Source organism: Haloarcula sp. H-GB5, from assembly GCF_054850705.1.
In genome coordinates this window covers 20,349-41,735 of sequence record NZ_JBTWBG010000006.1, presented here as the reverse complement: position 1 = coordinate 41,735, position 21,387 = coordinate 20,349, and the positions used below count along the sequence as shown (strand labels likewise).

At 56.4% G+C, this 21,387-nt stretch carries 20 protein-coding genes and 2 pseudogenes; 10 read left to right on the top strand and 12 right to left on the bottom strand.

Annotated elements, in window-relative coordinates; all coding sequences use genetic code 11:
• The first annotated feature begins 108 nt into the window (after window positions 1-108).
• Complete coding sequence (locus tag ACYJ11_RS19335) at window positions 109-435, top strand: hypothetical protein (RefSeq protein WP_461649069.1); 327 nt, start codon at window positions 109-111, stop codon at window positions 433-435.
• 567 nt (window positions 436-1,002) lie between these two features.
• On the opposite strand, the gene ACYJ11_RS19330 is transcribed toward ACYJ11_RS19335, so the two are convergent.
• The 4 genes from ACYJ11_RS19330 to ACYJ11_RS19315 form a co-directional block, all read right to left on the bottom strand.
• Window positions 1,003-2,502, bottom strand: a complete 1,500-nt coding sequence (locus ACYJ11_RS19330) for a Cdc6/Cdc18 family protein (protein ID WP_461649068.1) — start codon at window positions 2,500-2,502, stop codon at window positions 1,003-1,005.
• Between the two features lie 1,139 nt (window positions 2,503-3,641).
• Window positions 3,642-4,085 carry a hypothetical protein gene (locus tag ACYJ11_RS19325; protein WP_461649087.1) on the bottom strand — a complete coding sequence of 148 codons (444 nt, stop codon included), beginning with the start codon at window positions 4,083-4,085 and terminating at the stop codon, window positions 3,642-3,644.
• 14 nt (window positions 4,086-4,099) lie between these two features.
• Window positions 4,100-5,011 (bottom strand): ParA family protein, encoded by a 912-nt coding sequence (locus ACYJ11_RS19320; RefSeq protein ID WP_461649067.1) that lies wholly within the window; start codon window positions 5,009-5,011, stop codon window positions 4,100-4,102.
• A gap of 436 nt (window positions 5,012-5,447) precedes the next feature.
• The gene (locus tag ACYJ11_RS19315) at window positions 5,448-6,755 is read right to left on the bottom strand and encodes a tyrosine-type recombinase/integrase (RefSeq protein WP_461649066.1); all 1,308 of its coding nucleotides are present in this window, start codon (window positions 6,753-6,755) and stop codon (window positions 5,448-5,450) included.
• A gap of 551 nt (window positions 6,756-7,306) precedes the next feature.
• On the opposite strand from ACYJ11_RS19315, the gene fni reads away from it, so the two are divergent.
• The gene (gene fni / locus ACYJ11_RS19310) at window positions 7,307-8,383 is read left to right on the top strand and encodes a type 2 isopentenyl-diphosphate Delta-isomerase (RefSeq protein WP_461649065.1); all 1,077 of its coding nucleotides are present in this window, start codon (window positions 7,307-7,309) and stop codon (window positions 8,381-8,383) included.
• 47 nt (window positions 8,384-8,430) lie between these two features.
• Here the strand turns inward: fni and ACYJ11_RS19305 are convergent, their stop codons facing one another.
• The 4 genes from ACYJ11_RS19305 to ACYJ11_RS19290 all read right to left on the bottom strand — a co-directional run bounded on the left by ACYJ11_RS19305 (window position 8,431) and on the right by ACYJ11_RS19290 (window position 11,112).
• Window positions 8,431-9,096, bottom strand: a complete 666-nt coding sequence (locus ACYJ11_RS19305) for a cytochrome c biogenesis CcdA family protein (protein ID WP_461649064.1) — start codon at window positions 9,094-9,096, stop codon at window positions 8,431-8,433.
• Window positions 9,093-9,641 (bottom strand): TlpA family protein disulfide reductase, encoded by a 549-nt coding sequence (locus tag ACYJ11_RS19300; RefSeq protein WP_461649063.1) that lies wholly within the window; start codon window positions 9,639-9,641, stop codon window positions 9,093-9,095. Before ACYJ11_RS19300 ends, ACYJ11_RS19305 begins: the two co-directional genes overlap by 4 nt.
• Window positions 9,638-10,324: an SCO family protein gene (locus tag ACYJ11_RS19295; protein WP_461649062.1), complete on the bottom strand. Its 687-nt coding sequence runs from the start codon at window positions 10,322-10,324 to the stop codon at window positions 9,638-9,640. The genes ACYJ11_RS19300 and ACYJ11_RS19295 overlap by 4 nt, the downstream gene beginning before the upstream one ends.
• A gap of 347 nt (window positions 10,325-10,671) precedes the next feature.
• Window positions 10,672-11,112: a hypothetical protein gene (locus tag ACYJ11_RS19290; protein WP_461649061.1), complete on the bottom strand. Its 441-nt coding sequence runs from the start codon at window positions 11,110-11,112 to the stop codon at window positions 10,672-10,674.
• 167 nt (window positions 11,113-11,279) lie between these two features.
• On the opposite strand from ACYJ11_RS19290, the gene ACYJ11_RS19285 reads away from it, so the two are divergent.
• The 3 genes from ACYJ11_RS19285 to ACYJ11_RS19275 all read left to right on the top strand — a co-directional run bounded on the left by ACYJ11_RS19285 (window position 11,280) and on the right by ACYJ11_RS19275 (window position 13,694).
• Window positions 11,280-11,639: an ArsR/SmtB family transcription factor gene (locus ACYJ11_RS19285; RefSeq protein ID WP_256397722.1), complete on the top strand. Its 360-nt coding sequence runs from the start codon at window positions 11,280-11,282 to the stop codon at window positions 11,637-11,639.
• Window positions 11,636-11,923, top strand: a complete 288-nt coding sequence (locus ACYJ11_RS19280; RefSeq protein ID WP_123619687.1) for a DUF7521 family protein — start codon at window positions 11,636-11,638, stop codon at window positions 11,921-11,923. The genes ACYJ11_RS19285 and ACYJ11_RS19280 overlap by 4 nt, the downstream gene beginning before the upstream one ends.
• A gap of 94 nt (window positions 11,924-12,017) precedes the next feature.
• A complete protein-coding gene (locus ACYJ11_RS19275; RefSeq protein ID WP_461649060.1) occupies window positions 12,018-13,694 on the top strand; it encodes a transposase in 1,677 nt (558 codons plus the stop codon).
• Window positions 13,695-13,885: 191 nt separating this feature from the next.
• Here the strand turns inward: ACYJ11_RS19275 and ACYJ11_RS19270 are convergent.
• The 4 genes and pseudogenes from ACYJ11_RS19270 to ACYJ11_RS19255 form a co-directional block, all read right to left on the bottom strand.
• A pseudogene (locus ACYJ11_RS19270) lies at window positions 13,886-14,218 on the bottom strand (phage integrase SAM-like domain-containing protein); the annotation flags it as partial.
• A 22-nt stretch (window positions 14,219-14,240) separates the two neighbouring features.
• Window positions 14,241-14,768 (bottom strand): hypothetical protein, encoded by a 528-nt coding sequence (locus ACYJ11_RS19265; RefSeq protein WP_058998015.1) that lies wholly within the window; start codon window positions 14,766-14,768, stop codon window positions 14,241-14,243.
• Entirely contained in the window at window positions 14,765-15,301 is a 537-nt protein-coding gene (locus ACYJ11_RS19260) for a DUF7437 domain-containing protein (protein WP_058998013.1), read from the bottom strand. Before ACYJ11_RS19260 ends, ACYJ11_RS19265 begins: the two co-directional genes overlap by 4 nt.
• Window positions 15,302-15,533: 232 nt before the next feature.
• Entirely contained in the window at window positions 15,534-16,838 is a 1,305-nt protein-coding gene (locus ACYJ11_RS19255) for a tyrosine-type recombinase/integrase (RefSeq protein WP_058998011.1), read from the bottom strand.
• A gap of 316 nt (window positions 16,839-17,154) precedes the next feature.
• Between ACYJ11_RS19255 and ACYJ11_RS19250 the strand changes: the two genes are divergently transcribed.
• The 5 genes and pseudogenes from ACYJ11_RS19250 to ACYJ11_RS19230 all read left to right on the top strand — a co-directional run bounded on the left by ACYJ11_RS19250 (window position 17,155) and on the right by ACYJ11_RS19230 (window position 20,592).
• Window positions 17,155-18,894, top strand: a complete 1,740-nt coding sequence (locus ACYJ11_RS19250; RefSeq protein ID WP_079990842.1) for a transposase — start codon at window positions 17,155-17,157, stop codon at window positions 18,892-18,894.
• A gap of 201 nt (window positions 18,895-19,095) precedes the next feature.
• The gene (locus tag ACYJ11_RS19245; RefSeq protein WP_461649059.1) at window positions 19,096-19,218 is read left to right on the top strand and encodes a hypothetical protein; all 123 of its coding nucleotides are present in this window, start codon (window positions 19,096-19,098) and stop codon (window positions 19,216-19,218) included.
• 9 nt (window positions 19,219-19,227) lie between these two features.
• Window positions 19,228-19,547 (top strand): annotated as a pseudogene (locus tag ACYJ11_RS19240) (hypothetical protein).
• Between the two features lie 287 nt (window positions 19,548-19,834).
• Window positions 19,835-20,065 (top strand): UPF0175 family protein, encoded by a 231-nt coding sequence (locus tag ACYJ11_RS19235; RefSeq protein WP_079233990.1) that lies wholly within the window; start codon window positions 19,835-19,837, stop codon window positions 20,063-20,065.
• Window positions 20,062-20,592: a hypothetical protein gene (locus tag ACYJ11_RS19230; protein WP_461649058.1), complete on the top strand. Its 531-nt coding sequence runs from the start codon at window positions 20,062-20,064 to the stop codon at window positions 20,590-20,592. Before ACYJ11_RS19235 ends, ACYJ11_RS19230 begins: the two co-directional genes overlap by 4 nt.
• The last annotated feature ends 795 nt before the right edge of the window (window positions 20,593-21,387 follow it).

Here is a 21,387-nt window from a genome sequence, read left to right as displayed (position 1 = left end):
ATTAGTTGCTCATGATGTTACAGAGGACGAGGTCAGCGAGTCCACGAACCTGCTTAACCAACAGAACTATCGATCGGCGAGTTTTGTTGGTTAACACGAAGAGAGTCGATGTCCTACGAACCACCCTCCCCACCAGCAAACCTCCCGACGGAGATCGTCGACGCCCTCAACGAAGCCACATCGGAGCATCTTCGGGACGTTGCCAGCTACGCCGAGGCGTTGGCCGAATACAAGGAGCGTGAAGCTCGTCTCGAGGAGGAAAAGGCGGACGACACCGACGTCGAAGAGCGCCCCGATGACCTCCCGGACGACGTGCCAGCGAAGGCGACGATCACGATCAAGGAAATCAACGACAACCGCTACTACTACTGGCAGTGGCGGGAAGGAGATTCGGTGACGTCGAAGTACAAAGGGCCAGTGAATCCTGACGAGTAGACGAGATTTAACTGTAGTCTGATGTTCTTTTCAGTACCATTAGAGACGTAGCAGGCGACACCCCCCAGAGTGTGAATGGGCCCGGTCAACCCGGATGAGTGAAACTCGAAGGGTGAGGACATCCACCCCACGTTTCCGTCGTAACAGGATGTGTGTGGAGGGGGTGACGCTGATTTTGAAGGGACCACACCCCCGTATTTCCGTCGTTTCTCCACCGTCTCCGCATCATCGATGGTACCGACGACAAAGAAATCGTAGGACACACCCCCCGTTTTCGAGTTGTAAATGGGAGAGGGAAAGGGGAAAGCACAGTACATCGACCGGCACGTCAAATCTCTTGGCTCACCCACCCCCCGTTTTCGAGTAGTAACGAGACATCCCGACGAATGACATCCCCCCATTTTCGAGTTGTAACGCATCGCGCGGGATACGAACACCCCCCGTTTTCGAGTAGTAACGAGACATCCCGACGAATGACATCCCCCCATTTTCGAGTTGTAACGCATCGCGCGGGATACGAACACCCCCCGTTTTCGAGAAGTAAGTGCGGGGAGAATGCGGGCGAGATTAGTTCTTACTTCGGAACTGCTTCAGCCGTTCGCGGACAACCGCGCTGATAGTCGCCTCTTCGTGAGCTAAATCTTCGAACCGGGAATCCTCACGAATCGTCTCCATAATCGTTTCCGGATCCTCGGAGAGGGAGAAATACATATGCACTCCTCTGCCCCGTCCCTTACCTCGACGCTCGAAGTCCAACACACCGTACGTACTCTGCTCGGTGACGTGATTTACGAAGGTCTCACGACTGTACTGATCCGCATCCATCGTATCAGCAATGAATTGGTACGTCTTGAACGCAGGTCCAGCAGGGATCCACTCAGGATGTTCTCTTGCGTAGTTAGCAGTCGCCGCCACAGCGTAGATGGAGAGTTTCTTTTGAGTCGAAATGCCGCTGATATGGCGGAGCTTCCGGTTTTCGGTGTATTTCTCCTGGGCATCACGGACATCGGCTTCGGTAACTGTGTTGGCTCCACGCCGCTCGGCTAATTCACCAGCCCATCTGAGGAGATCAATCGCTTTTCGTGCATCCCCGTGGGTTTGGGATCCGAACGCAGCAACAAGCGGAACAACGTCATCCGCAAGCGATTCTGGTTTGAAGGCGTCCCGTCGGTTGCGGAGAATACTACGGAGTTGATTCGCATCGTAATCGTCGAAGAAGATGTCGTCAGGGTTGTAGGAACTCTGTGCGCGGCTGTTGAGATCCTTCATGAAGTCGGCGTAGTTCGTGATCGTCGTGAGCGAGATGGGGCCATCAAAGTCGGCGAGTTTGCGAGCCCGTGAAAGCTGGTAGATGAGAGAATTGTACTCTGCTTCCTGATACGGCCCCTCGAGCATATCGATCTCATCGAGGATGAAGATGACCCCATCGTAATACTCTCGCATGAGTTCGTACAGTCGCTCGAGCTTCTGGTCCGTTGAGACGCCGGTTTGGGGAACGCCGGGATCGACACCGAGGTCGTCGGCAGCAGCTTTCACTAACCGGTAGACGGCCCGATCTGCAGTCTTCGGTCCCTCGCAGTTGATAGAGAGGACCCCGAAGGTCTTGCCTTGAGATTCACATAGTTCGACGATCTGTTTACACACTGCATGAATGATGAGCGATTTCCCCGTTCCAGATGGCCCGCTCAGGAGCATATCGGGGATCCCCTCATTCTGGAGAACCGGTTTTAGATTGTCGACGACACGGCCCAGCTGGTCGTCACGACCGACGATACGATCCTCGTCGATGATGGTATCTGACCGGACGAGGTCTTTGTTCGCGAAAACGCCACCGGATGACTCGGTTTGGAGCCTATCACGAATTGAGATGCCGCCACCGTCGCCGTTAGTTGCATCTTGAGACGAATCGGCGGAATCTGATCCGTTCTCGAAGGTCGTTTGTGACGTGCCAGGAGATGCCACCTCCTCATCCGTCGACTCAGAAGTTTCAGGATCACCAGCAGAAGATTCACGATCCTCCTCACCTTCCGGATTATTCGATCCTGCTCTACGTCCCTCTCGTCCCATTATGAACCCCCTCGAACTCTGGGTATAAAAATATGGACCCTTGTGGAGTTGTAACCGGGCGAAAACAGGCTATCTAACGACTACAGCCCCGTATCCTCTGAATGGATCAGATACCGTCTTCGGAATCTATCACCCTCCGTTGTCGAGTTGTAACGGTTCGACGAAGGACGCTATTGTCGAACCTCCTCGATGACCCAGATCCCCCGTTTTCGAGTTGTAAGACGTTGAGGGGCGGTAACACACCTGGTTCGATTCTCCCACACTCGTGTTGTAACGAGAAGTGAGTCGATGTGGGTCTCGGAGCAAAATCCAATTAATCCGGATTTTGTGAATGATGCTCTGGGTGAAACGGTCTTTCTCACACACCCCGTTTTCGAGTAGTAAGCACCAGAATGGGCGCAAAAGAACGACGCTCGTAGGATCCGTTCACGAATGAGGGGAATACCGGGTTTCGGACATGATTGCTGGTGAAGCTGCTTTGGTGATCTCGAATGTTTCACCCCCTCCCCCCTTTTTCGAGCTGTAAGTCGCGGGGAACAGGCCATCCGAGACATAGCGTAGCGAGAGGTGAGGTGACTGAAGTTGGCACAGAGGCGTTGAGACGGGAGAGTACACGGAATCAGAACCACGGACGAGATGAGGAAGTCATCTACTTCCCGAGATGTCAATCGTCTAGCTGAGCTAGACGAGATGTTTTCTTTATCTCTAGTACGGTTACGGTAAGGTAACGTACAATATAAACCTTCGCATATCTAGCCACAAGTTAGAATATTAGACACTCAACCTCTCTATCGCATATATCCGCCACAATTGGCTGTTTTGCAACATCTCTTGCTGTTCACCCCTCCCCGCCGCCACGAGTTTACAACTCGAAAAAGGGGGGAGGGGGTTCGTCAGGTCCAGTCCGTGATACGACTACACGTGTTCCGTTGAGTTCCCCACGGATGTCGTTCCGGTCCCAGTCAAGAGGTGCCAGTATGCTCTCGACAGCTCGGTCCTGCTGCGTCTCGTAGTACGATACGCCTTAGATGTCGATCACTTCATGGACGAGAACGACGCGGTCCCACGAGGGTTTTTCGTCCGAGATGAACGGCAGGGTACTGATAGCGACCACATTTGAGATTCTCTGAATCAGTGATTCACTGATCGGCGTCTTCCTTGGCGAGTTCGCGAATCTTCTCCTTCGTTTCCTCCTGGTGCTCGCCGAACGCCACCTCGAAAACACCGCGGTAGAAGTGCTTGTTTTTCTCCAGCGTGATGTCCTCGCGTTTGAGCTGCTTTTTCAGGCGAGTGAATGTGATCTCGATGTCCTCGCTTTGCTCCGGTTCAACGTATATCGTGGCTGAATCCCAATCTTCGCGGATGTTCAGCGGTTCGTCATCTGTCTCTCCTGTCTCACTGGTCGACGAATCAGTATCGGTCGTGGATGCGGTTCTCTTCTGATCTGATCGATTCTCGGTCGCTGCCGCAGTTTCACGACCCTGTTCTTCTGATTCCTCCGACGTCTCTGTGTTTTCCTCGTCTGCGACGGCGTCGCCCTCCTCTTCCACCTCGTCTGAGGGATCCTCGAACCGCTCGTCCATTCCCCGGGGCATTCTTACACCTCCACCTGCGTTTTGTCGAACGCTCGTTCCATCGTCTCCGCAACCTCCAAGAAGAGGTCGCGCTCAACTTGTTGGTCGTTCGCGTCTTCCCATCCGAAAATATCTCGTCCGTTGTCCCACGCACGCTGAATCGCTACTCGCATCGGGAGTTTGAAAATCGGTGCCATCGATGCGAAGGACTCGTCAAAGGAGCTGAGGAACTTTTGCGACTGACCGTCGTCCCGATACATGTTTGCCAGGAGTCCAACGATTGCGATCTCGATCTGCTGGTTGTCCTCGATGGACTCCAGCTGGTCCCACAGATCGTCAAGTGCATCCCGTGATGTTGCTTGGGTCTGTGCAGCTAGGAAGACGTTCTGAGCCGCGATGAAGGCCGCGTCCGTCAGGACTGAGAGGTCGGGAGGACAATCGACTACGATAAAATCGTAGTTGTATCCGTCGTCAACCATCTCTTCGAGGGCGAGTTTCAGCGAGAGACGAGCATTCGCATCGTCCATCCAATCTCGAGCAAGGCCCATGTCCTTGTGACTGGGAATCAAGTCGAAGTTCAGATGGTCGTACTCATCGGCTTCGATCACGATTTTTGAAAGACTAGTATCGTGCGTGCGCGGATTGTCGACGAGTACGTCGAGTAGGTTCTCGTCATCGGTGACTAGTGTGTTGGGGAGTTCGTTCTTCGGGCTTGATGGATCGTTGTCGTCGCCCGGACCCAGTCCAAGCCCTTTCGTCATGTCGGCCTGTGGGTCCATATCGATTGCAAGAACATCGTGGTCGCGAGTGGCCAGCGCCGCGGCACTGTTGATCGTCGCCGTTGTCTTTCCTGTCCCGCCTTTCTGGTTGCCGAAGGCGATCGTGGGGATGCCAGTCGATGGTGTGACGCCCCATCCACGAGGTGTCTCGGTCATAGTTCGATCATTGAATCAATGACTCATAAATCCATGTCAGACACTCAGTTGTATCTCTCTCAATTCGATTCTGTCGCATATCGGAGCTTGAGGGGGTAAGAGCTATGATTGCCTCTTTCCCGAGCTTTGTCTTTGAATCATTGACTCACAGACTCAATGATTCACAACGTCGGGATTTCACTGATTCAGTGATTTCGTGATGCGGGTCTGGTGTTCCTGAATCCTCAACTCAATGCTTCAGGCACTCACTGATTCAGTGACTCAATGAATCTTTGAGTCGGTGAATTCACTCTCTCCATCACGGCAAATGACGCTATAGATCATGGACTCTTTGATTCTTAACTTCCAGAAGTCAATACTTCAGTGACTCTGTGACTCATTGATTCAATCATCAACCGAGGACAGACATTTGAATAGCTCGACAGATGGGTTGATGTTACGTTCTCTCTCCGAAGGCTGCGTTAAGTTGGTCTCGCATGAATTCTCGTCGGACTCGGCGAGCACGCGAGTCAGACAGATAATTTTGCATCACTACCCGAGGATCGCTACTACCTTGCTCTGCAGCGATTTCGTCAACACCTTCGAGAACGCCTTCGAGGACTGCTGTATAGGTGTCGTACCAGAATCGACGACAGAGCTGTGGACTCGGTCGTTCACCCTCGATCCGCTCGGGGAGATCTGCTTCCAATGCAAGATTTTGGAACCAATTCCGGATTGTATCTCGAGTCACGTACGGCGTTTCTCCCTGAGAGGAGGGGAACAGGTATCCAGTCCACGTATCGTCTTCCGCTAGCTCGTCGATTCGGGAGTCGAGAACGTCCATTCCGTACAGGAGAGACACCTCACCGGGCCCGTTCTTGCGACTCTCGAACGTGATGAAGGGGATGTCGTCTTCGGGAACGTCACGGTGGAACTGCGATACATGGAGTGCGGCGACCTCACTTGCACGAAGTCCCCAGCCAGCTAATGCCACCACGAGCAGCTGTTCTCGCGTTGTCTCCGACGCCTGCATCAGTTTCCGAATCTGATTCGCTGAAAGCGAAGGTGTGGGTGAATCTTCGACTTCCCACTTGAATTCGTCATAGAGGCCGCTCGCAGGGTTCATCGAGGCAACCCGTCGACCGACTAGATGCTGATACCAGGCGTCGACGACGCGCCGCACACGCTGGAGAGTCTGGGCGCTGTATTCGCGTTTAGTTCCCTCATTCAACCAGTCGAATGCTGCATAGCACGCGTCAACGGCTTCGTAGTCTGGATTCTCTTGATCTCGTTGAATTGGTGTAAGGAGGTCATCTGTCCCATTTGCCTCTCGATAAGCACGGACGTAGAGATTCAGTCGCGTTCGGAGCGCGTCGACGGACGACGTCGCAAGGCTGTATCGTGATTTCCGCCGGTTGAGGAACTGTTCAAGGGCGTCGATTGTTGCATCATCCGTTGTTGCCCATGTGTAGCCCTCTTTATCATCACCGAGTTCGAGGTCCTCGTTCCAGAACTCCCCGAATGAACGATCGTGATGGCGACGAAGAGCCGCGAGGAATGACCGCGCATCGTGATCCCGAAACCACTGGTGGGTCGGTTTCTCGCCTCTCGGATCGATTCCCTCTGCTTCGAGGCAGGGGGCAATCTCGTCCCAGTACAGGTCCGTGAAGTCCTCGAGCGAGCACGAGGTCCATCGGACACCATCGAATGATGGCACCCGCTCAGCGTCGGTCTTGCCCTCCTGCTCGGCATCCGACCGACTCATTGTAGCGATCTCTGGGGGATTTGACCGTCTAAAATTGGATTGGTGCAGAATTCGGTTAGAAACCTAGTCTCGGCCCAGTATGGCGATTCTAAGAGTGGCATATTCGAGTCGTTCAGCGTTTCACTTGGATTCCTTATCAGTTTGTGGGTTGGGCAGACTCTCTCAGTCTGCTAAACCCACGCTAAATTGGGCACTGAAATGAGCTGCGGGAATAAACTATATGCCGCTATACAAACTCTCTCAGGCAGTAGTTGAGACTGGTGTTCTCAATGCATATGCGTTGCCACGTCATTGCAACTACAGAATATCTATTCCAATGGACTGGAAGTTGTTCCGTATAGAACGATCAGCGATTTTTACTATAGACACCCCGAACCGGCTTCTCATCAAATGCTTCCTGATCAGTCACCCTGTGCATCGACTTGATGTACCGACCGGTACGCTGATTTAGAGTCCATCACGGGGGCGATTACTACTTCCGGAGAGTACCCAATACGCTGAACAGTCAAAATACCCGTGTACTTTTGCTACTCCTTTTGCAAGTTCAGCTAATGACAGGGCAGGGACCCTCGGAGACTGAAGATCGAAAAGACGACCATCTTCGGATCGTACAGGAGCGAGATGTCGAAACAACAGGCACAGGTTTCGAAGACATTCAGCTCGTCCATGACGCGCTCCCGGAACTCGATTACGACGCTATCGACCCGTCCATCGAATTTCTGGGACATAAGCTATCCGCTCCAATCTTCATCGAGAGTATGACCGGGGGGCACGAAAACACCATAGAAATAAATCGGGCATTGGCTCGTGCTGCCAGCGAGACTGGCATCGCGATGGGGCTCGGAAGCCAGAGAGCGGGCCTCGAACTCGACGACGAACGCGTCCTCGAATCGTACACCGTCGTCCGCGATGCCGCGCCTGATGCGTTCATCTACGGCAATCTTGGCGCAGCACAACTCCGGGAGTACGACATCGAAACGGTCGAACGTGCGGTCGAGATGATCGAAGCCGATGCACTCGCGGTCCACTTAAACTTTCTCCAGGAAGCTGCCCAACCAGAAGGGGACGTCGATGGACGAGATTGTTTAGCTGCGATCGAACACGTCTGTGAGTGCCTTTCGGTACCGATCATCGTCAAAGAAACGGGTAACGGAATCTCCGGGGAGACTGCCCGAAAGCTAACTGCGGCAGGGGTTGACGCGATCGATGTCGCTGGAAAAGGCGGTACGACGTGGTCTGGGATCGAAGCCTACCGTGCAGCGGCCGCGAATGCACCACGACAGCAACGGATCGGCACCCTGTTTCGAGAGTGGGGGATCCCGACCGCTGCGAGCACGATCGAGTGTGTTGCCGAACACGAGTGCGTAATCGCGAGTGGTGGTGTCCGGACAGGATTAGACGTGGCAAAAGTGATTGCATTAGGTGCCCTCGCCGGCGGGCTGGCGAAACCGTTCCTGAAACCGGCTACAGAGGGGCCTGAAGCCGTTATCGAACGAGTCGAGGATCTGATCGCTGAACTGCAGACAGCCATGTTCATCACTGGTTCGGGGACGATCGAAGACCTCCAACAGACCGAATACGTGTTGCAGGGAAAAACACGCGAATACGTTGAACAACGTCCTCTCTGAAGGGAGAAGCCATATCCTTCGACGGTCGATCATCATTGGATGATTGTTCAGTATACAATGAGCGAGAGATAGAGTTGGCCGACCCCAGCAACGATCATCACAACGCCGGCGAGCCGCTTGAGCCACCCGGAATGGGCCATTACGCGATTTGCGTTACTGATGATACCGACTCCAGTTGCGACGGTTGTTGCAGCCATTAGTACAGCAACGGTGCCGGCGTAGACTCCTAATACGAGCATCGCTGCTTCGGTCGGGAGGGTGATGGCCCGGGCTACGACTGCGAGGAAGACTGGGGCGACGCATCCGGCACCAGCCAGTGCGTATCCCGCGCCAAAAAGACCGAAGCCGAGAATGCTTGATCGGCGCTTTGGAAGTGATAACGACAGTGACGGAGCGCGGTCGAATGCGACAAGTAATCCGAAGACGATGAGCAATCCACCGACTAGCGTCTCGAAAATGGTGATATCTGACAGTGCCTCGTGGCCGACCCACGCCGTTGCCCCGCCTAGCAACGCAAACGTCGCAAGTACGCCCAACGCGGCTGCCACACCTCGAATCCCTGCGCCTGTGACAGAGGCGCTTTCGGTGTCAGTAGAGTTCACGTAGAAGCCAACGTAGCCGGGTAGCAGAGGGTAGGCACACGGTGAAAAGAACGTTGCTACACCCGCTGTGAGCGCGAACGAGACATTTGTTAGAAGCGTCTCGCTGATCATGCGTTGAGAGCGGTTTTGATGCCCGAGACGATCTCGTCAGCGGTATGAATACCCTTTTCAGACCACTGGATTCGCCCAGTCGCATCGAGCGCCACAGCAGTCGGGTAATATCCGACATTGAGCTTCGCTGCAAGTTCGGCGGTCACGTCAGCAGCGACCAACCAGTCGCCGTCGTTCTCGCGCCACCACTCGACGACCGTTTCCTCGCTTAGTGAACCACCGACGTCTTCGGTCGTTACCGAGAGGAATAGTACCTCATCACCAATCCGGTCCTCGGCCTCACCGAGTGCTGGCATCTGCTCCACACAGGGCGCACACCAAGTCCCGAAGAAGTCGACGAATGTAGCTTGATTATCCGGGGGAATCGTCACCTCACCATCGCGGCTTCCTGGCGCTTCGATCGCGTCGAGTGTCGTCGGCTCGACTGGCTCCGGTGTCTCGCTCCCGTTGCTGAAGGTCTCAGGGATTGTCCCGGTCGCGACGAGTCCAGCGCCACCAATTGCCCCGACACTAGCGAGTCCAGCAAGGAGGTTCCGGCGCTTCATGCCGTGACCACCTGCTCGAAATCACTTTCGACGGTCTCGACGTCGACCGACGCACCGTTCGGGTACGCCCGTTCGACGATGCCACGCTCGTTCACGAGAAGGATCAGCCCGTAGTGCGGGAACTGATACTCCAGATTCTCGAGATCCTCAGCAGGCCGCTTCTCGATGACGAGCCCGAACTGTTCTTCTAGCAGTTCCTGCCCTGCTTCGTAGCTCTCCGGCCGAAGGAAGTGCCAGTTGCCAGCGTCGAGATTGACCCCCTGCTGGCGGGCGTACTCGCGGAGGACATCAGCCGTGTCGCGCTCGGGGTCGAAGGTGTGTGCGAGAAAGGCGGCGGCGTCGCCGTACCCACCCTCGGCAGCAACTTCCTGTGCCCGCCGCAGTCGGAGAATGAGGGCGGGACAAACGCCGTCCGGACAATTCGTGTAGAACGATGTCCAGAGGATGGCTCGCTCCCCTTCAAAATCAGTCGTTGATATATCTTCACCCGTAATCGGGTCGGGGACGGTGAACTCGGGCATCTCGTCGCCGTAGCTCGGATGAGCGGCTTCACTTAGATCCTGTTCAGGCGGGCCAAGGACTGTTCCCTCAGCGCCAGATTCAGTAAGTACGCCGAGGCAACCAGCGACGCTTGCAGTGGTCCCGGCTGCAGCGATCGACTGTAAATACCTTCGTCGGTCCATATCCGTGGCTTACCATCATCCGAACAAGTATCGTCTGGCGTTTTTCACCGCCAGCAAAGAAGGTGGGTCTGTGTTTATTGTCCGCAGGACGACGAAGAAGGCCACAGTTGGATGACAATGCCGACAATCCCAACTGCTATGGCTGAGACAAGAATTCGAATAAGGCCGCCCCCGAATGCCGCTGTGGCTCCTCCAGCAACGGTGGCTCCGGCTGCACCTGTCGCTGCTGGTGAGGCAAAGAGACAGCAGAGACTTACGGCACCGCCGAGCCCGATCAATGGCCATTTGTTCTTCGAGTCCGTGTCTTCAGCTTCGCCTGTTGCAGTGTCTGTCATTCTGTATGTTTGTTAGTGAGTTTGACTTCCCTGTTCTTCCATATTACAGGCGTTACATGAACTCTGTGAACGGCTGTAGAGAAGCCCTGCAAAGAACACGACGCTTAGGACACCTAAGAGGGGTCGTAGCGGGTCAAAATACGTCATCAGTGCGGAACTGCTGAACAAGGCGAGCAGAAACGCATTACAGATTGGACAGCCGAATGCCAGAAAGCCCACCACTGTTCCTACAGTAGCTGTCTTCTCGTCATTGCGCTGGTTGTTAGTTCGTTGGAGGGTGTATACTCCCAAGAAGGCCGCAGTAGTGGTGAGGAATAGATAATCCAGCGGCGTTCGTGGTACCTGCCGAATGTAGAGAGGATTCGGAATCAAGCCCGTGACAATTCCAAAGAGCACGAACGCACCGGCACTGATAGTTACTGCTTTCAGGTAACGTCTTGATGACGATCGCATTCCTATTCCCGTTTAGATCTCTGGTAAATAAAGCAGGCCGGCTCTTTGCTCGTTCGTAGAAAAGCGGATTCGATTTCGTGGGAGTTCCGTTTTGTTGTGCATAGCAACGATACGTTTGGTGTGGCCAAATCGTCGCTTCTTTGCGGATGAACTCGTAATATGGGCATATGACGACAGGGGAAAACAGCCAGTCTGCGGCCCTCTTGGAGCTTTTCGCGGACGACTATTCTCGAGAAATCTTGTTAGCTGCTGATGAATCCCCCAGAACGGCGAAAGAACTCAGCCAGCGATGTGATGCATCGTTGGCGACGATCTACCGTCGTATCTCCACCCTACAGGAACACGGTCTCATCAGAGTTCATTCGACGATCGGTTCCGGTGGCGAACACAAACAATTATTTGAAACGACAATTGAAACGCTTCAGCTCGTCATTTCCGACGGTGAGCTCGAACTGTCCATCGAGACTCGGGACGAGCTCGCCGACAACTTCACCACGCTCTGGAACAATTTTCGCGAGAATATATGATTAGCATCCCGACCATCGCCATAAAGCTGATTGCGCTCTCGCTGAGTCTCTCTGTTGCGTATCTTGCGTTCTATGCGTATCGCCGGAGTGAAAGCAGTCCGATGTTCTACGTTTCGATCGGATTCGTCTTTATTGGAATCGGCGCAGTTTGTGAAGGACTTATTCTCAATACGTTCAACACCTCGCTGTTTTCAGCTGCGCTCGTTCAAGCGGTACTCGTCTCTATTGGGATGTTGCTGATTTTACGATCTGTTATGCTTGATCCTGAACAACAGAACATCTAGCAGAACGCTCACAGTATGAGGCTATTATATGAGAACAGGAGGTGAATTTACCAACCAGACGAGTACTTGAGCGTGCCGTGATCAGCCTCTTGTTGTGCCCCTAACCCGTGAGTCTCGCCGCACTGTCTTCCGCCAGATCGCCCAACAATCCTACGTCGATTGGCCCACGTACGAGTCTAGCCCGCTGGCCGATCGCTCGTTCCTCCCAGCGTTGGAGTCGGATATCCACACCGTCGCAAAAGTATGGTTCAACCAGGATGAACACGAGACAGTCGAACCGTTTGTCCACGCAGTGCCGCTCGCATACGTTCAGTTCGATACCCACGACCGGTACACAGGTTCAACAAGCTACGAGATGGAGACGTTGTTTCGCCTGTTCCTGCTGAAAGAGTGCCATGGCTGGGACCACGAGACTGCCCTCGCCGAATACCTCACCAACCACCCCGCTCTCTGTAATCAGCTCGGCCTGGAGTCGGTGCCGAGCCAATCCACGCTGTGGCGCAGTTGGCACCATCGGTTCACTGCTGAACTCCAAGCTACCGTCGAGACAGCAGCGCGAACGATTCTGATTAAAGCGCAGAATGCGGGCGTTACAATCCCGCGTGAACCAAACCGACAGAACCGCAGACATAATGACGAGAGTCCAGAATCGGACCCATCTGACCAAACCGTATTAGAGCAGGCTGAGATAGTCACTGAGCAGGTGAGTCGCGTTGCGTTACCAGCGTTCTCACTGGACCGTGGCGAGGGGTGTGAGATCCACGAGAACGCCTACTGGGACTTACAGACGTATCTGGGCCTCCGTGAGAATCTGGCCGTCAACGAAGGCGCTCGGAGCTTCATCCACGAGTCCAATCGAGAGCGGACACCGCTCGGCCACGCCCATCGCGAGCATGTACGGAACCTCTCTATCGAACAGATTCGGGAGATGTACCGCCAAGCCGTGGGTCGCCTCTTGGATCGAGTCGCAGAGACGGAGGAGTTCTTCCGAGCTGGTATCGTCGCCATCGATATTACCGAGGATGATCCCTTCACAGGCGATAGGACGGACCACGAAGACGAGATCATCGGGACGAAGGAGCAAACCGACGAGTATGCCTATCAGTGGGCGACGGTCCAGCTGGTTGGGAACGCTGTTCCAATAGTCCTCGATGCGCGCCCAGTCCGGAAAGGAGATACGCGTAAGGAAATCGTCGAAGACCTCCTGGACTCGGCAGAGGCCCTCGTTCACGCCGACAATGTGCTGATGGACCGAGAGTTCGATAGCCAGCACATCCTGGAGATGCTCAGCCAGCGCGGACTCTCATATATCGTCCCGAAACGGATGCAAACCAGCGAGAAAGCACAGGCGAAACGACTTCTACAGCGCGATAAGGATCGGTATGAGACCGATCGGAAGTTACATCTCGGCGACAACGAGTGGCACTCGACGACGTTGATCTACCGGCGGAAAGAGAACTCCAAACACACCGATCATCAGCAATACTCGGTGTTTATGACGAATCGGAAGAGTGGCCTTCTCACGGAGTACGGGTACCGATGGGAGATTGAGAGCGGCTACAAGTCGATCAAACGATTTATGGGCGCGACGACCTCGAAGCATTTCGGCCTACGGTTCTTCTATTTCGCGTTCGCGTGTCTGCTGTACTCGATCTGGCGCGCTATCGATCTACTCGTCCAAGTGGAGTTGACTGGCGAGTATGAGCACTCACCGGTGATTACAGCGGACAACACGCTGACGCTGCTGAAGAAGGAAACTGGAATCGGGTAGTGTGGAACTCTGTTGGGGTTAGCGTGCCGTCTGAGTGGCTACGCTGCTGGAAGTCTCGAAAATTTGTCTATATGGATGGGTGTGTGACAAGAATAGCCGCTTGGAGAGGCATCTGGTGTAGTTTCCGCTGACCGAATCGGTCAAATTCACACATCACAGCCCTGCTAATCCCACTGTAGTCTCAACTTCAGACACCACGCAGAGATATAGCGGTAATAGGTTTGTACAGTATTCTGCTTGAGGCCACGATCTCCGCTGAGATGCTGGGTATACTCCCGGAAGACGCGTTCATCGAGATCATCGAAGGTCGGATCTCGGTCGACGTTGTCAGGAATAATCCCGGTCCAGTCATCGCCGCCGCGGTCGTCGGCGGCCCACTCCGCAAATCGTTCCAACTCGCGTGCAGCGTTTCGTCGATAGTTCCCGGCGTCGCCACCGCGGCCTTTCCCCTTGTCCTGGAGGTAGCGCCCGAAGCTCTCGTCGAGAGCGCTTTCGAGACGAGAAGAAGACCGATCGTCGCTCACCGGCCCTCACCTCGGCGATACGTTAGCGAAATTCGTCGGCTGTGATCGTCTCGAGATACTCGACACTGACGTACCGGAATTCGATACGGTCGCTGAAGCCGTGTTGCGGGAGGAGCGTTTCGGCCGCCCGTCCCGCTGGTTTGTCGGTTGTAAGGAGAACAACGTGGTCTGCCTTCCCCGTATCGAGTACTTGAGCAGCAAGCCCTACGAGTGCCGTGTCCGCTTTCTCGGTGATATCCTCGTCGCGGTCGGTCTCGTTGGCGATGAACCGGCGTGCTTCGTCCATTACCGTCGAGACGAGCGGATTGGCGTAGTCGAGTTTGTCGGCGACGATGATCCACCCTTCCTCGAATCCATCGGGATAGGGAATGTTCCCCGAAGGATACTCGTCCGTTGCCGGATCGCCTCCGAGTTCTTCGTAGACGCGCTGGGGGATACGCAACGAGATACCAGCCTGTCGGAGTGCCCGGCGAAGCTGTTGAAATTTGTCCTTGTCCGGCCCACCACACCGGACGAAGACGCCGGTGTCGGCAATATAGACCGTCGTCATGCAACCGCGTCGACGTACTCAGTGGCAACCGGTTCCAGCGCCTGGAGAATGATCTCGGCTTCAAGCGGTGACAGGTCAAGTTCCCGGGCCGCAATCCGATGGTTGACCGTGCCGTCGACGTATTCGTAGGCGTATGCGAGGGCGACAGCAAGACCGTCGAGGCCATGGCGCTCGATATAGACGTCGATGTCTTCGTCCTGGTCGCGACGCGCCACGGCGGCGATAAGTGCCGGCGTGATCGTTTGGGTCTCACCATCCGTCGAGAGTGTGAGTGCAATCGACTCGGCGTCGTATTCGTACGGGCGTTGATCACGGGTCTTCTCCACTAAGCCAGCTGTTTCGAGATGCTGCACATAGTCGTAGGCAGTCCCCTGTGGAATGTCGAGCTCGTCGACCAGTTTGGACACGGTGACCGGACCGTGTTGCAAGATATGGGCATACAGCCGAGCGAGTGCCGGCGTGTCGAGAAGGTCGGCCACCGTCTGAAGCTGCTGAATTGGTGGCCGGCCTGACCGGGGAGGTGATTGCGCCATTTCGATTACGAATTGTGGATAATTCGTGATAAGGCTTCCGGCGAAGGTTCGGAACTCGCACCTGATCCAACACTCCCCGAGAGCTAGCCGCTTGCAGCGACTCTATCCCGGGAGAAGCGGCTTCGTGAGGCAGTTGTAGCATTCGTGCTTACCCGACGGCGACGGGGGTACGACAAAGTGATCTTGATTATGCTCGTAATCACTCCCAAGACTATGGATGCTCTACTACTCTCTACGATGACTCGTTACCGAACGCATCTGAAAGTTTCTCTCGCATGAACTCTCGTCGGAGTTCTCGTTTCCGCTCGTCGGTCAGGTAATCCTCAAAGACTACTTTCGCACTTGCACTGCCCTGTTCGTCGGCGATATCTTGGACGTGTTCCAGCAGGTCCTCCGTTGTGCTCGAATAGGCGTCGTACCAGAAGCGTCGCCCCATATGCGGTTTCCGGGCGACGCCGTCGATCTCCTCGGGGACCCCAGCTGTGTCGGCGAGGTCGTGGAACCAGCCCGCGATTGTCGTGCCGTCGACGTGGCCGGTTTTCGAGCGCTCCGAGGGGAACAGATAGCCATCGACTCGGGAGACGTGCCGCCGGGCTACGTCTTCGCCGAAGACGATGGCGACGGTCCCGGGCCCGTTCTTTCGCTCGTCGAACTGAATGTATGGGTCGTCGGCATCGAGATGGAGCTGGTCCTGGTGCAGCGCCGCGACCTCGCCAGCGCGTAGCCCCCAGCCCGCGAGTGCGACGATGAGCATCCGGTCGAGGCTGGTGATGGCGGCGTCGAACATGGCCCGGACGTGCTCGGGCTCGAGGGCGACCGGGTCAGTGTCCGAAGAGCGAGTCCACGAGAACCAATCTTCAGCCCCGTTGGTGGGGTTGACAGTGGCTACATGCCGATCTTCGAGCCAGCCGTACCACGTCCGTATTGCATCGTGCACGCGTGCGATGGTGGACTCAGCGTACTCATTCGACATGTAGGCGAAGGTCTCCCGGCAGCGGTCGACGGCTTCGGTTTCTGTGATGTCGCTGTCGGCGTCGACGGGCGAGAGGAGATCGTCGGTGTCGTGGCGCTCCCGGTAGGAGCGAGCGTAGCGGGCGAGCCGGTAGCGCATGGTCTCGCGGGTGCTGTCCGTCCAGTCGTCCGCGGCCGATTGCTTGGCATCGAAATACTCCTGGAAGGACTCGCGTGTCTCGTCATGTTCGATGTCCCAGTCGTACCCACTGGATTCGGTGTCGTAGTCCAGCATCTCTGACCAGAACGTGGCGAAGGTGGTGTCGTGGTACTCTTTCAGCGCGTACGTGAGCCCGCGGAAGCCGTTGTTCGAGAGCCACTCGTAGGAGGGGCGGTCGGTCTCGGGGTCTTGGCCGTCGCGTCGCAGCGCCGGAACGACCACGGCCTCGTACGCGTCGGCGAGCTGGGCTTCGGTGAGCAGCGTCCAGGGCACGTCGTCGGCCGAGTGCCACGGCTTCGTTCGCTCAATTCCGGGGGAACTGTCGTGCTGTCCCGGTTCTGAATCTGAATCAGCCGATTTCGGCATGCAGAGCTAAACACATTGAATCCTGATAGTTCTGTTGGGACAGGAGACGCGTGCCAGACTTATGGCTCTACGGTGGTTTAGCAAATATTGCTTTAAACTGCATATCGCTGTATGGAATGTCCATATCCAGTAGTCACGTTTTCGGGATCTCAAATTCTACCAACCACTAGATTGCTGATAAATTCGTTGGGCAACAATACCGTGGGACTAGACAGCTATGAGTTCGGTCAGATTCTGAAACAGTCGTTTTTGCGACTAATGTGACGACTTGAAACCACTCGCCGCCGCGCTCAGAACTACGATGACTTCAAAACGGATGTCGACGGTTGATGACGACGCCCCCGCGCTCGCGGGGGCGATCGTCTATCACGCTGGGGAAGTCTGTGAATCAGCGGATCATCTCTGGCGTGTCCTTGGAGAGGTATCGATTCCAGTTGATGGACTTACCGACGACCGCCAGCAACACAAGGCCGCAAACGGCACTGAACCGATGGCTCGGGTGTATCTCTATCAGGAGATCTACGACCTCGCCCAGAGCGAGGTCGCAGATCGCCTCGAAAACCGACCGTCACTCCTGAAGACGCTTGATTTGGACAAGGCACCGAGCCAGCAATCACTCTCGTACGCGTGGAAGCAGTTCAGTGAACAGACCAAACGGACGCTCAACGCGGCAGCTACAGGTATCGCCCAAGAAGCCGTTGACCGCGGCGTCATCTTGAAAGCACGAGTTCCACTCATCCCAGATGAAGATGATATCGAAGAAGACGGTGATGAACCAACCGTCACACGCGAACACGTTCGAAAGCAGGGGACCAAGATCGTCGAGCTCGCCCGAAGGCACGCCTTCGGCGAGTTCGACTCTGATAGGGCTCAAAATAGAGTTTACGAGGACGAACAGATCCTCGATCTGTTCGCCTCGGCATGCCTCACTCAAGGAAGCGCCCATTCAGAGGGTGAAGCTGGCTGGTTTCTTGACGAGAACGATGCCTGTGACGACTCTACGTTCCTCCGAGTGATCAAGCAGTTCGCAATGCCGGCTGATCGAGACGTGCCCGTCTCGCTCCAAGACCAACAGATCGAGGATATCGTCGCGTTCACCGAGGTGTTCCGCGAGTATCTCATGGACGCGTTCGATACTGCCACCGAGAACATCCTCCAGACGATACGTTACGAAGATCCATTCGACGACCGCCACGTCGTGGCGGCCGTCGATTTCACCCACGTCCCCTATCACGTCTGGCCGTGGATTGACAAGGACGAACAGATTCCAAAGTCGACGTACCCGCCGATGGTGAGCGGGTACGTCGACGACGGTGAGTTGAAACACGGCTACACGTTCGCGACGATCACAATCGTCGGGAACGACGTTCCGATTATCCTGGGGATTGAGGGCGTCAAAGAACACTCAGACTGGGAACCAGCCGAGGCGCCGGCTGACTCGAAAGCAGACGTCGTTGGGCGTCTGCTTTCGAGAGCCCAGCAGTACGTCGATCTGGACGAAATCCTGCTGGATCGTGGCTTCTACGCGAAAGAGGTCCGTGCAGAGATCAACAGTCGTGGCCTACTGTACACGATGCCAGTACCGAAATATGAGTCAGACTACAAGGCGATCAAACACATCAAGAGCAAAGACGGGGTAGACGCCGCTGTCAATCACGACGTCCCCGTCGGGATGGACGGGGACGTCGATCATACTGCAGAATATCTGTACGTTCCAGCCACCAGTGACGACGCTGAAGGCAAGTATGCCGTATTCGTGACCAATCGCGATCACGTCGCTCCCGACGAGATCGCTCACGTGACGAACGGCTACAGCCGTCGCTGGGATATCGAAAACCAGTACAAGTCGGTGAAGGCGTACCTTCCGAAGACCTCCTCAACAGACTACCGAATACGGTTGTTCAACTTCACGTTCGCAGCGTTACTGTACAATCTGTGGCGTCTCACTGACTTTCTGGTGAAAGTCGGCATAGAACGAGAGATCAGGTCGCCACCGGTCGTGACCGCCAGGACGTTCGTCCGGGCGGTCGGCCACTCTCTCCGAGAAGTCGGATGAGAAGGTGATACTGCACCTGTCGCTCGCCTGCGGCAAGCCGCAGGACTCGCGGTCTGAGCACGATATCGGCTGTTCTCTTCCAATCGGCCCGTCTCTCCTCGTCAGCCGGCGACTGATGCATAGCATCTCCGTGAGAACATCTCAAACTACGTCTGATTCGACCGATATTCGTTTGTAGATGCTCTATATCCCGAAAACGTGATGTATGAGACCACGGCAATCAACAGTCTCGCATCGCTCGAAGATGTCCGTGCGGAGATTCGCTGTCAGCGCCGTCTCGAGACGACGGTGTCTAACTCAGTTGACGACCACGACAATGACTAGGTGCATCACATGACCGATACCGATGCCCTCTACGACGTTCGTGAACGGACAGGGAATCCAGCGCACGCGTCCGTCGACGACGTCTGCGACTCGTCCTTGAACGAGCCCGGAACCCGCGTGAAGACCACCAAGACGCACATTTTGACGAAGGCATGGCTGCTGTCCTCGATCGATATGGGGCGGCTGCTATCCGAACTGTCATCCATCGTGTGCTCGTTGAGCACTACCCGTTTCGCACAGCCACGATCGGTCTCGATATGCGCAACATCGATGGCGTTCGAATCGGCACGACGGCTGGCTGGTTCCTTGAGGAATTGAACGCGGAGTAAGACAACTGGGACCTCACGCCAGAAAGCCCTCGGCCGCTCGGCATCCCGCGACCCACGCTGCGCTCCTCGTGCCTGTGGTGCTTGCGGGGTCGGGGGACGACCGAGGGCGGCCTCGCCCTTTCTGAGTCCACCAGGAGGTCGGCTGTGTCACTGAGCGTCGTGCCCGGTTGAACGGTGTTTCTCTCCGGCCCGCCCCGCTCGCCGCTGCCGCCCTCCGCGTCGCTCGCGACCGATCTCCCTTGGAGACACATTAATGAGCCCACCGCCCCTTCGTTCAGGTAGACCCCATGGCTACTGACCGCCGCCGAAACGCCGTCGAGGACAAACAGGAGCTCGCGACCACGATCGGGCTTTACGTCCTCGGCGAGATCTCGCTCGGCAAGGCCGCCGAGCGCACCGGCGTGACTCGGTGGGAGATGGAGGAAATCCTTCAGGAAGCCGGTGTTGAGCTGCAGCTCGGCCCGCAGTCCATGGACGAACTCGAAGATGAGGTCGATGTGGCGCTCGACCTTGAATGAGCGAGTCGTTCTCGCGGCCTGTTGTCCTCGACGCGACAGTCCTCAGCAACTACGCGAGTACTGACTCCGTCACTTGGCTCACGACGACGCTCGATGCCCTCCAGACAGTTCCCGCGGTCCGAACCGAACTGGAGCAGGGTCGTGAAGTCGGCTACAAGTATCTAGAGCACGCCCTCGATGTTCTTGAGTCGGGACAGATCGAGATTGCTGAGACCGCACCGGAGCAGCTCCAGCAGGACTATCCGACGGTGCAGACCCGGCTCGATCCCGGCGAAGCCGAAGCCCTGGTGGCTGCGCACACGGCTGACGGGACGCTCGTGACGGATGACGGGCCGGCCCGGACGCTCGCGGCCGACTACGACGTTGCGCTCACCGGGTCGATCGGCTTGCTGGTTCGGGGCGTCGTTCTCAAGGAACTGACCGTCGAGACGGCGGATGAGTGGCTCACAACGTGGATCGACGAACGGAATTACTACGCGCCGGTCGACAGCGTGACTGCGGCTCTTCCTGAGGACTTCGAGGAATAGCACCACCGTCGTAGTGAGAGCCACAGCAGTGGAGGGCAGTACGGAGATGCTGCTTGATCGTGCTGGACCCGTCATACGTTTCGGGTAGTCGCAGTGACGTCCCGAAGTTCCCGTCGTAGATCTTCTAGAAGGACAACCAGCTTCTAGCGACAGGTGCGGTCACCTCGAAAGCCCCCGACCGCTCGCCGGCCGCGACTCGCTGCGCGCCTCGTCCCTGTGGTGCTTGCGTCGCCGGGGCGCGACGAGCGGTCGGCCCCTTTCAGTCCCGCCCCGGTTCTGTTGCTGGGTAAGCGCGCTCCCTCGATTGGCTGGTGTGTACGTAGCGGCCCGCCCCGCTCGCCGCTGCCGCCCTCCGCGTCGCTCGCGACCGACCATTCCGGGCGTGTGGGCGCTCTCCGCACCGCCCGCGCCCATTCCGGGCTAAAGTGCATCTGGTCTCGACGCCAGCATTAAGCGCGTTTTCGGTTGCGCCCCTCGCGGGCTTTCGCGTTCCAGCGCTTGGTGCCGCCTGCGCTGTCGCGCGCCACACCGCGGCGCGCGTTCGCGGCGACAGTCGCCCTGGACACGGACCCGCAGTCCGGGCCGGACGCGAGAAACGGCTTAAAGCTGGCCGCTCGCTCCGGGCGGGTCGGCGCGCGGTGCTGGATGATCGTCCGCCTCGGGCGCGCTCTCGCTCGCGCCCACAGGGCGCTCGCGAAGGCGCGAGCGAGAGCGCGCAGACGAGTCTGTCGGTCGTTGTCGTCGGAAAACCGCGATGTAGCAGCATCGCGGAGTCGGCGCGTGAGCGCCTTCGTC

Excerpts from the sequence above, each read along its gene's own strand:
- ACYJ11_RS19335 (WP_461649069.1), top strand. The coding sequence starts at position 109 with ATGTCCTACGAACCACCCTCCCCACCAGCAAACCTCCCGACGGAGATC.
- ACYJ11_RS19330 (WP_461649068.1), bottom strand. The coding sequence starts at position 2,502 with ATGGGACGAGAGGGACGTAGAGCAGGATCGAATAATCCGGAAGGTGAG.
- ACYJ11_RS19325 (WP_461649087.1), bottom strand. The coding sequence starts at position 4,085 with ATGGACGAGCGGTTCGAGGATCCCTCAGACGAGGTGGAAGAGGAGGGC.
- ACYJ11_RS19320 (WP_461649067.1), bottom strand. The coding sequence starts at position 5,011 with ATGACCGAGACACCTCGTGGATGGGGCGTCACACCATCGACTGGCATC.
- ACYJ11_RS19315 (WP_461649066.1), bottom strand. The coding sequence starts at position 6,755 with ATGAGTCGGTCGGATGCCGAGCAGGAGGGCAAGACCGACGCTGAGCGG.
- fni (WP_461649065.1), top strand. The coding sequence starts at position 7,307 with ATGACAGGGCAGGGACCCTCGGAGACTGAAGATCGAAAAGACGACCAT.
- ACYJ11_RS19305 (WP_461649064.1), bottom strand. The coding sequence starts at position 9,096 with ATGATCAGCGAGACGCTTCTAACAAATGTCTCGTTCGCGCTCACAGCG.
- ACYJ11_RS19300 (WP_461649063.1), bottom strand. The coding sequence starts at position 9,641 with ATGAAGCGCCGGAACCTCCTTGCTGGACTCGCTAGTGTCGGGGCAATT.
- ACYJ11_RS19295 (WP_461649062.1), bottom strand. The coding sequence starts at position 10,324 with ATGGACCGACGAAGGTATTTACAGTCGATCGCTGCAGCCGGGACCACT.
- ACYJ11_RS19290 (WP_461649061.1), bottom strand. The coding sequence starts at position 11,112 with ATGCGATCGTCATCAAGACGTTACCTGAAAGCAGTAACTATCAGTGCC.
- ACYJ11_RS19285 (WP_256397722.1), top strand. The coding sequence starts at position 11,280 with ATGACGACAGGGGAAAACAGCCAGTCTGCGGCCCTCTTGGAGCTTTTC.
- ACYJ11_RS19280 (WP_123619687.1), top strand. The coding sequence starts at position 11,636 with ATGATTAGCATCCCGACCATCGCCATAAAGCTGATTGCGCTCTCGCTG.
- ACYJ11_RS19265 (WP_058998015.1), bottom strand. The coding sequence starts at position 14,768 with ATGACGACGGTCTATATTGCCGACACCGGCGTCTTCGTCCGGTGTGGT.
- ACYJ11_RS19260 (WP_058998013.1), bottom strand. The coding sequence starts at position 15,301 with ATGGCGCAATCACCTCCCCGGTCAGGCCGGCCACCAATTCAGCAGCTT.
- ACYJ11_RS19255 (WP_058998011.1), bottom strand. The coding sequence starts at position 16,838 with ATGCCGAAATCGGCTGATTCAGATTCAGAACCGGGACAGCACGACAGT.
- ACYJ11_RS19250 (WP_079990842.1), top strand. The coding sequence starts at position 17,155 with ATGTCGACGGTTGATGACGACGCCCCCGCGCTCGCGGGGGCGATCGTC.
- ACYJ11_RS19245 (WP_461649059.1), top strand. The coding sequence starts at position 19,096 with ATGTATGAGACCACGGCAATCAACAGTCTCGCATCGCTCGAAGATGTC.
- ACYJ11_RS19235 (WP_079233990.1), top strand. The coding sequence starts at position 19,835 with ATGGCTACTGACCGCCGCCGAAACGCCGTCGAGGACAAACAGGAGCTC.
- ACYJ11_RS19230 (WP_461649058.1), top strand. The coding sequence starts at position 20,062 with ATGAGCGAGTCGTTCTCGCGGCCTGTTGTCCTCGACGCGACAGTCCTC.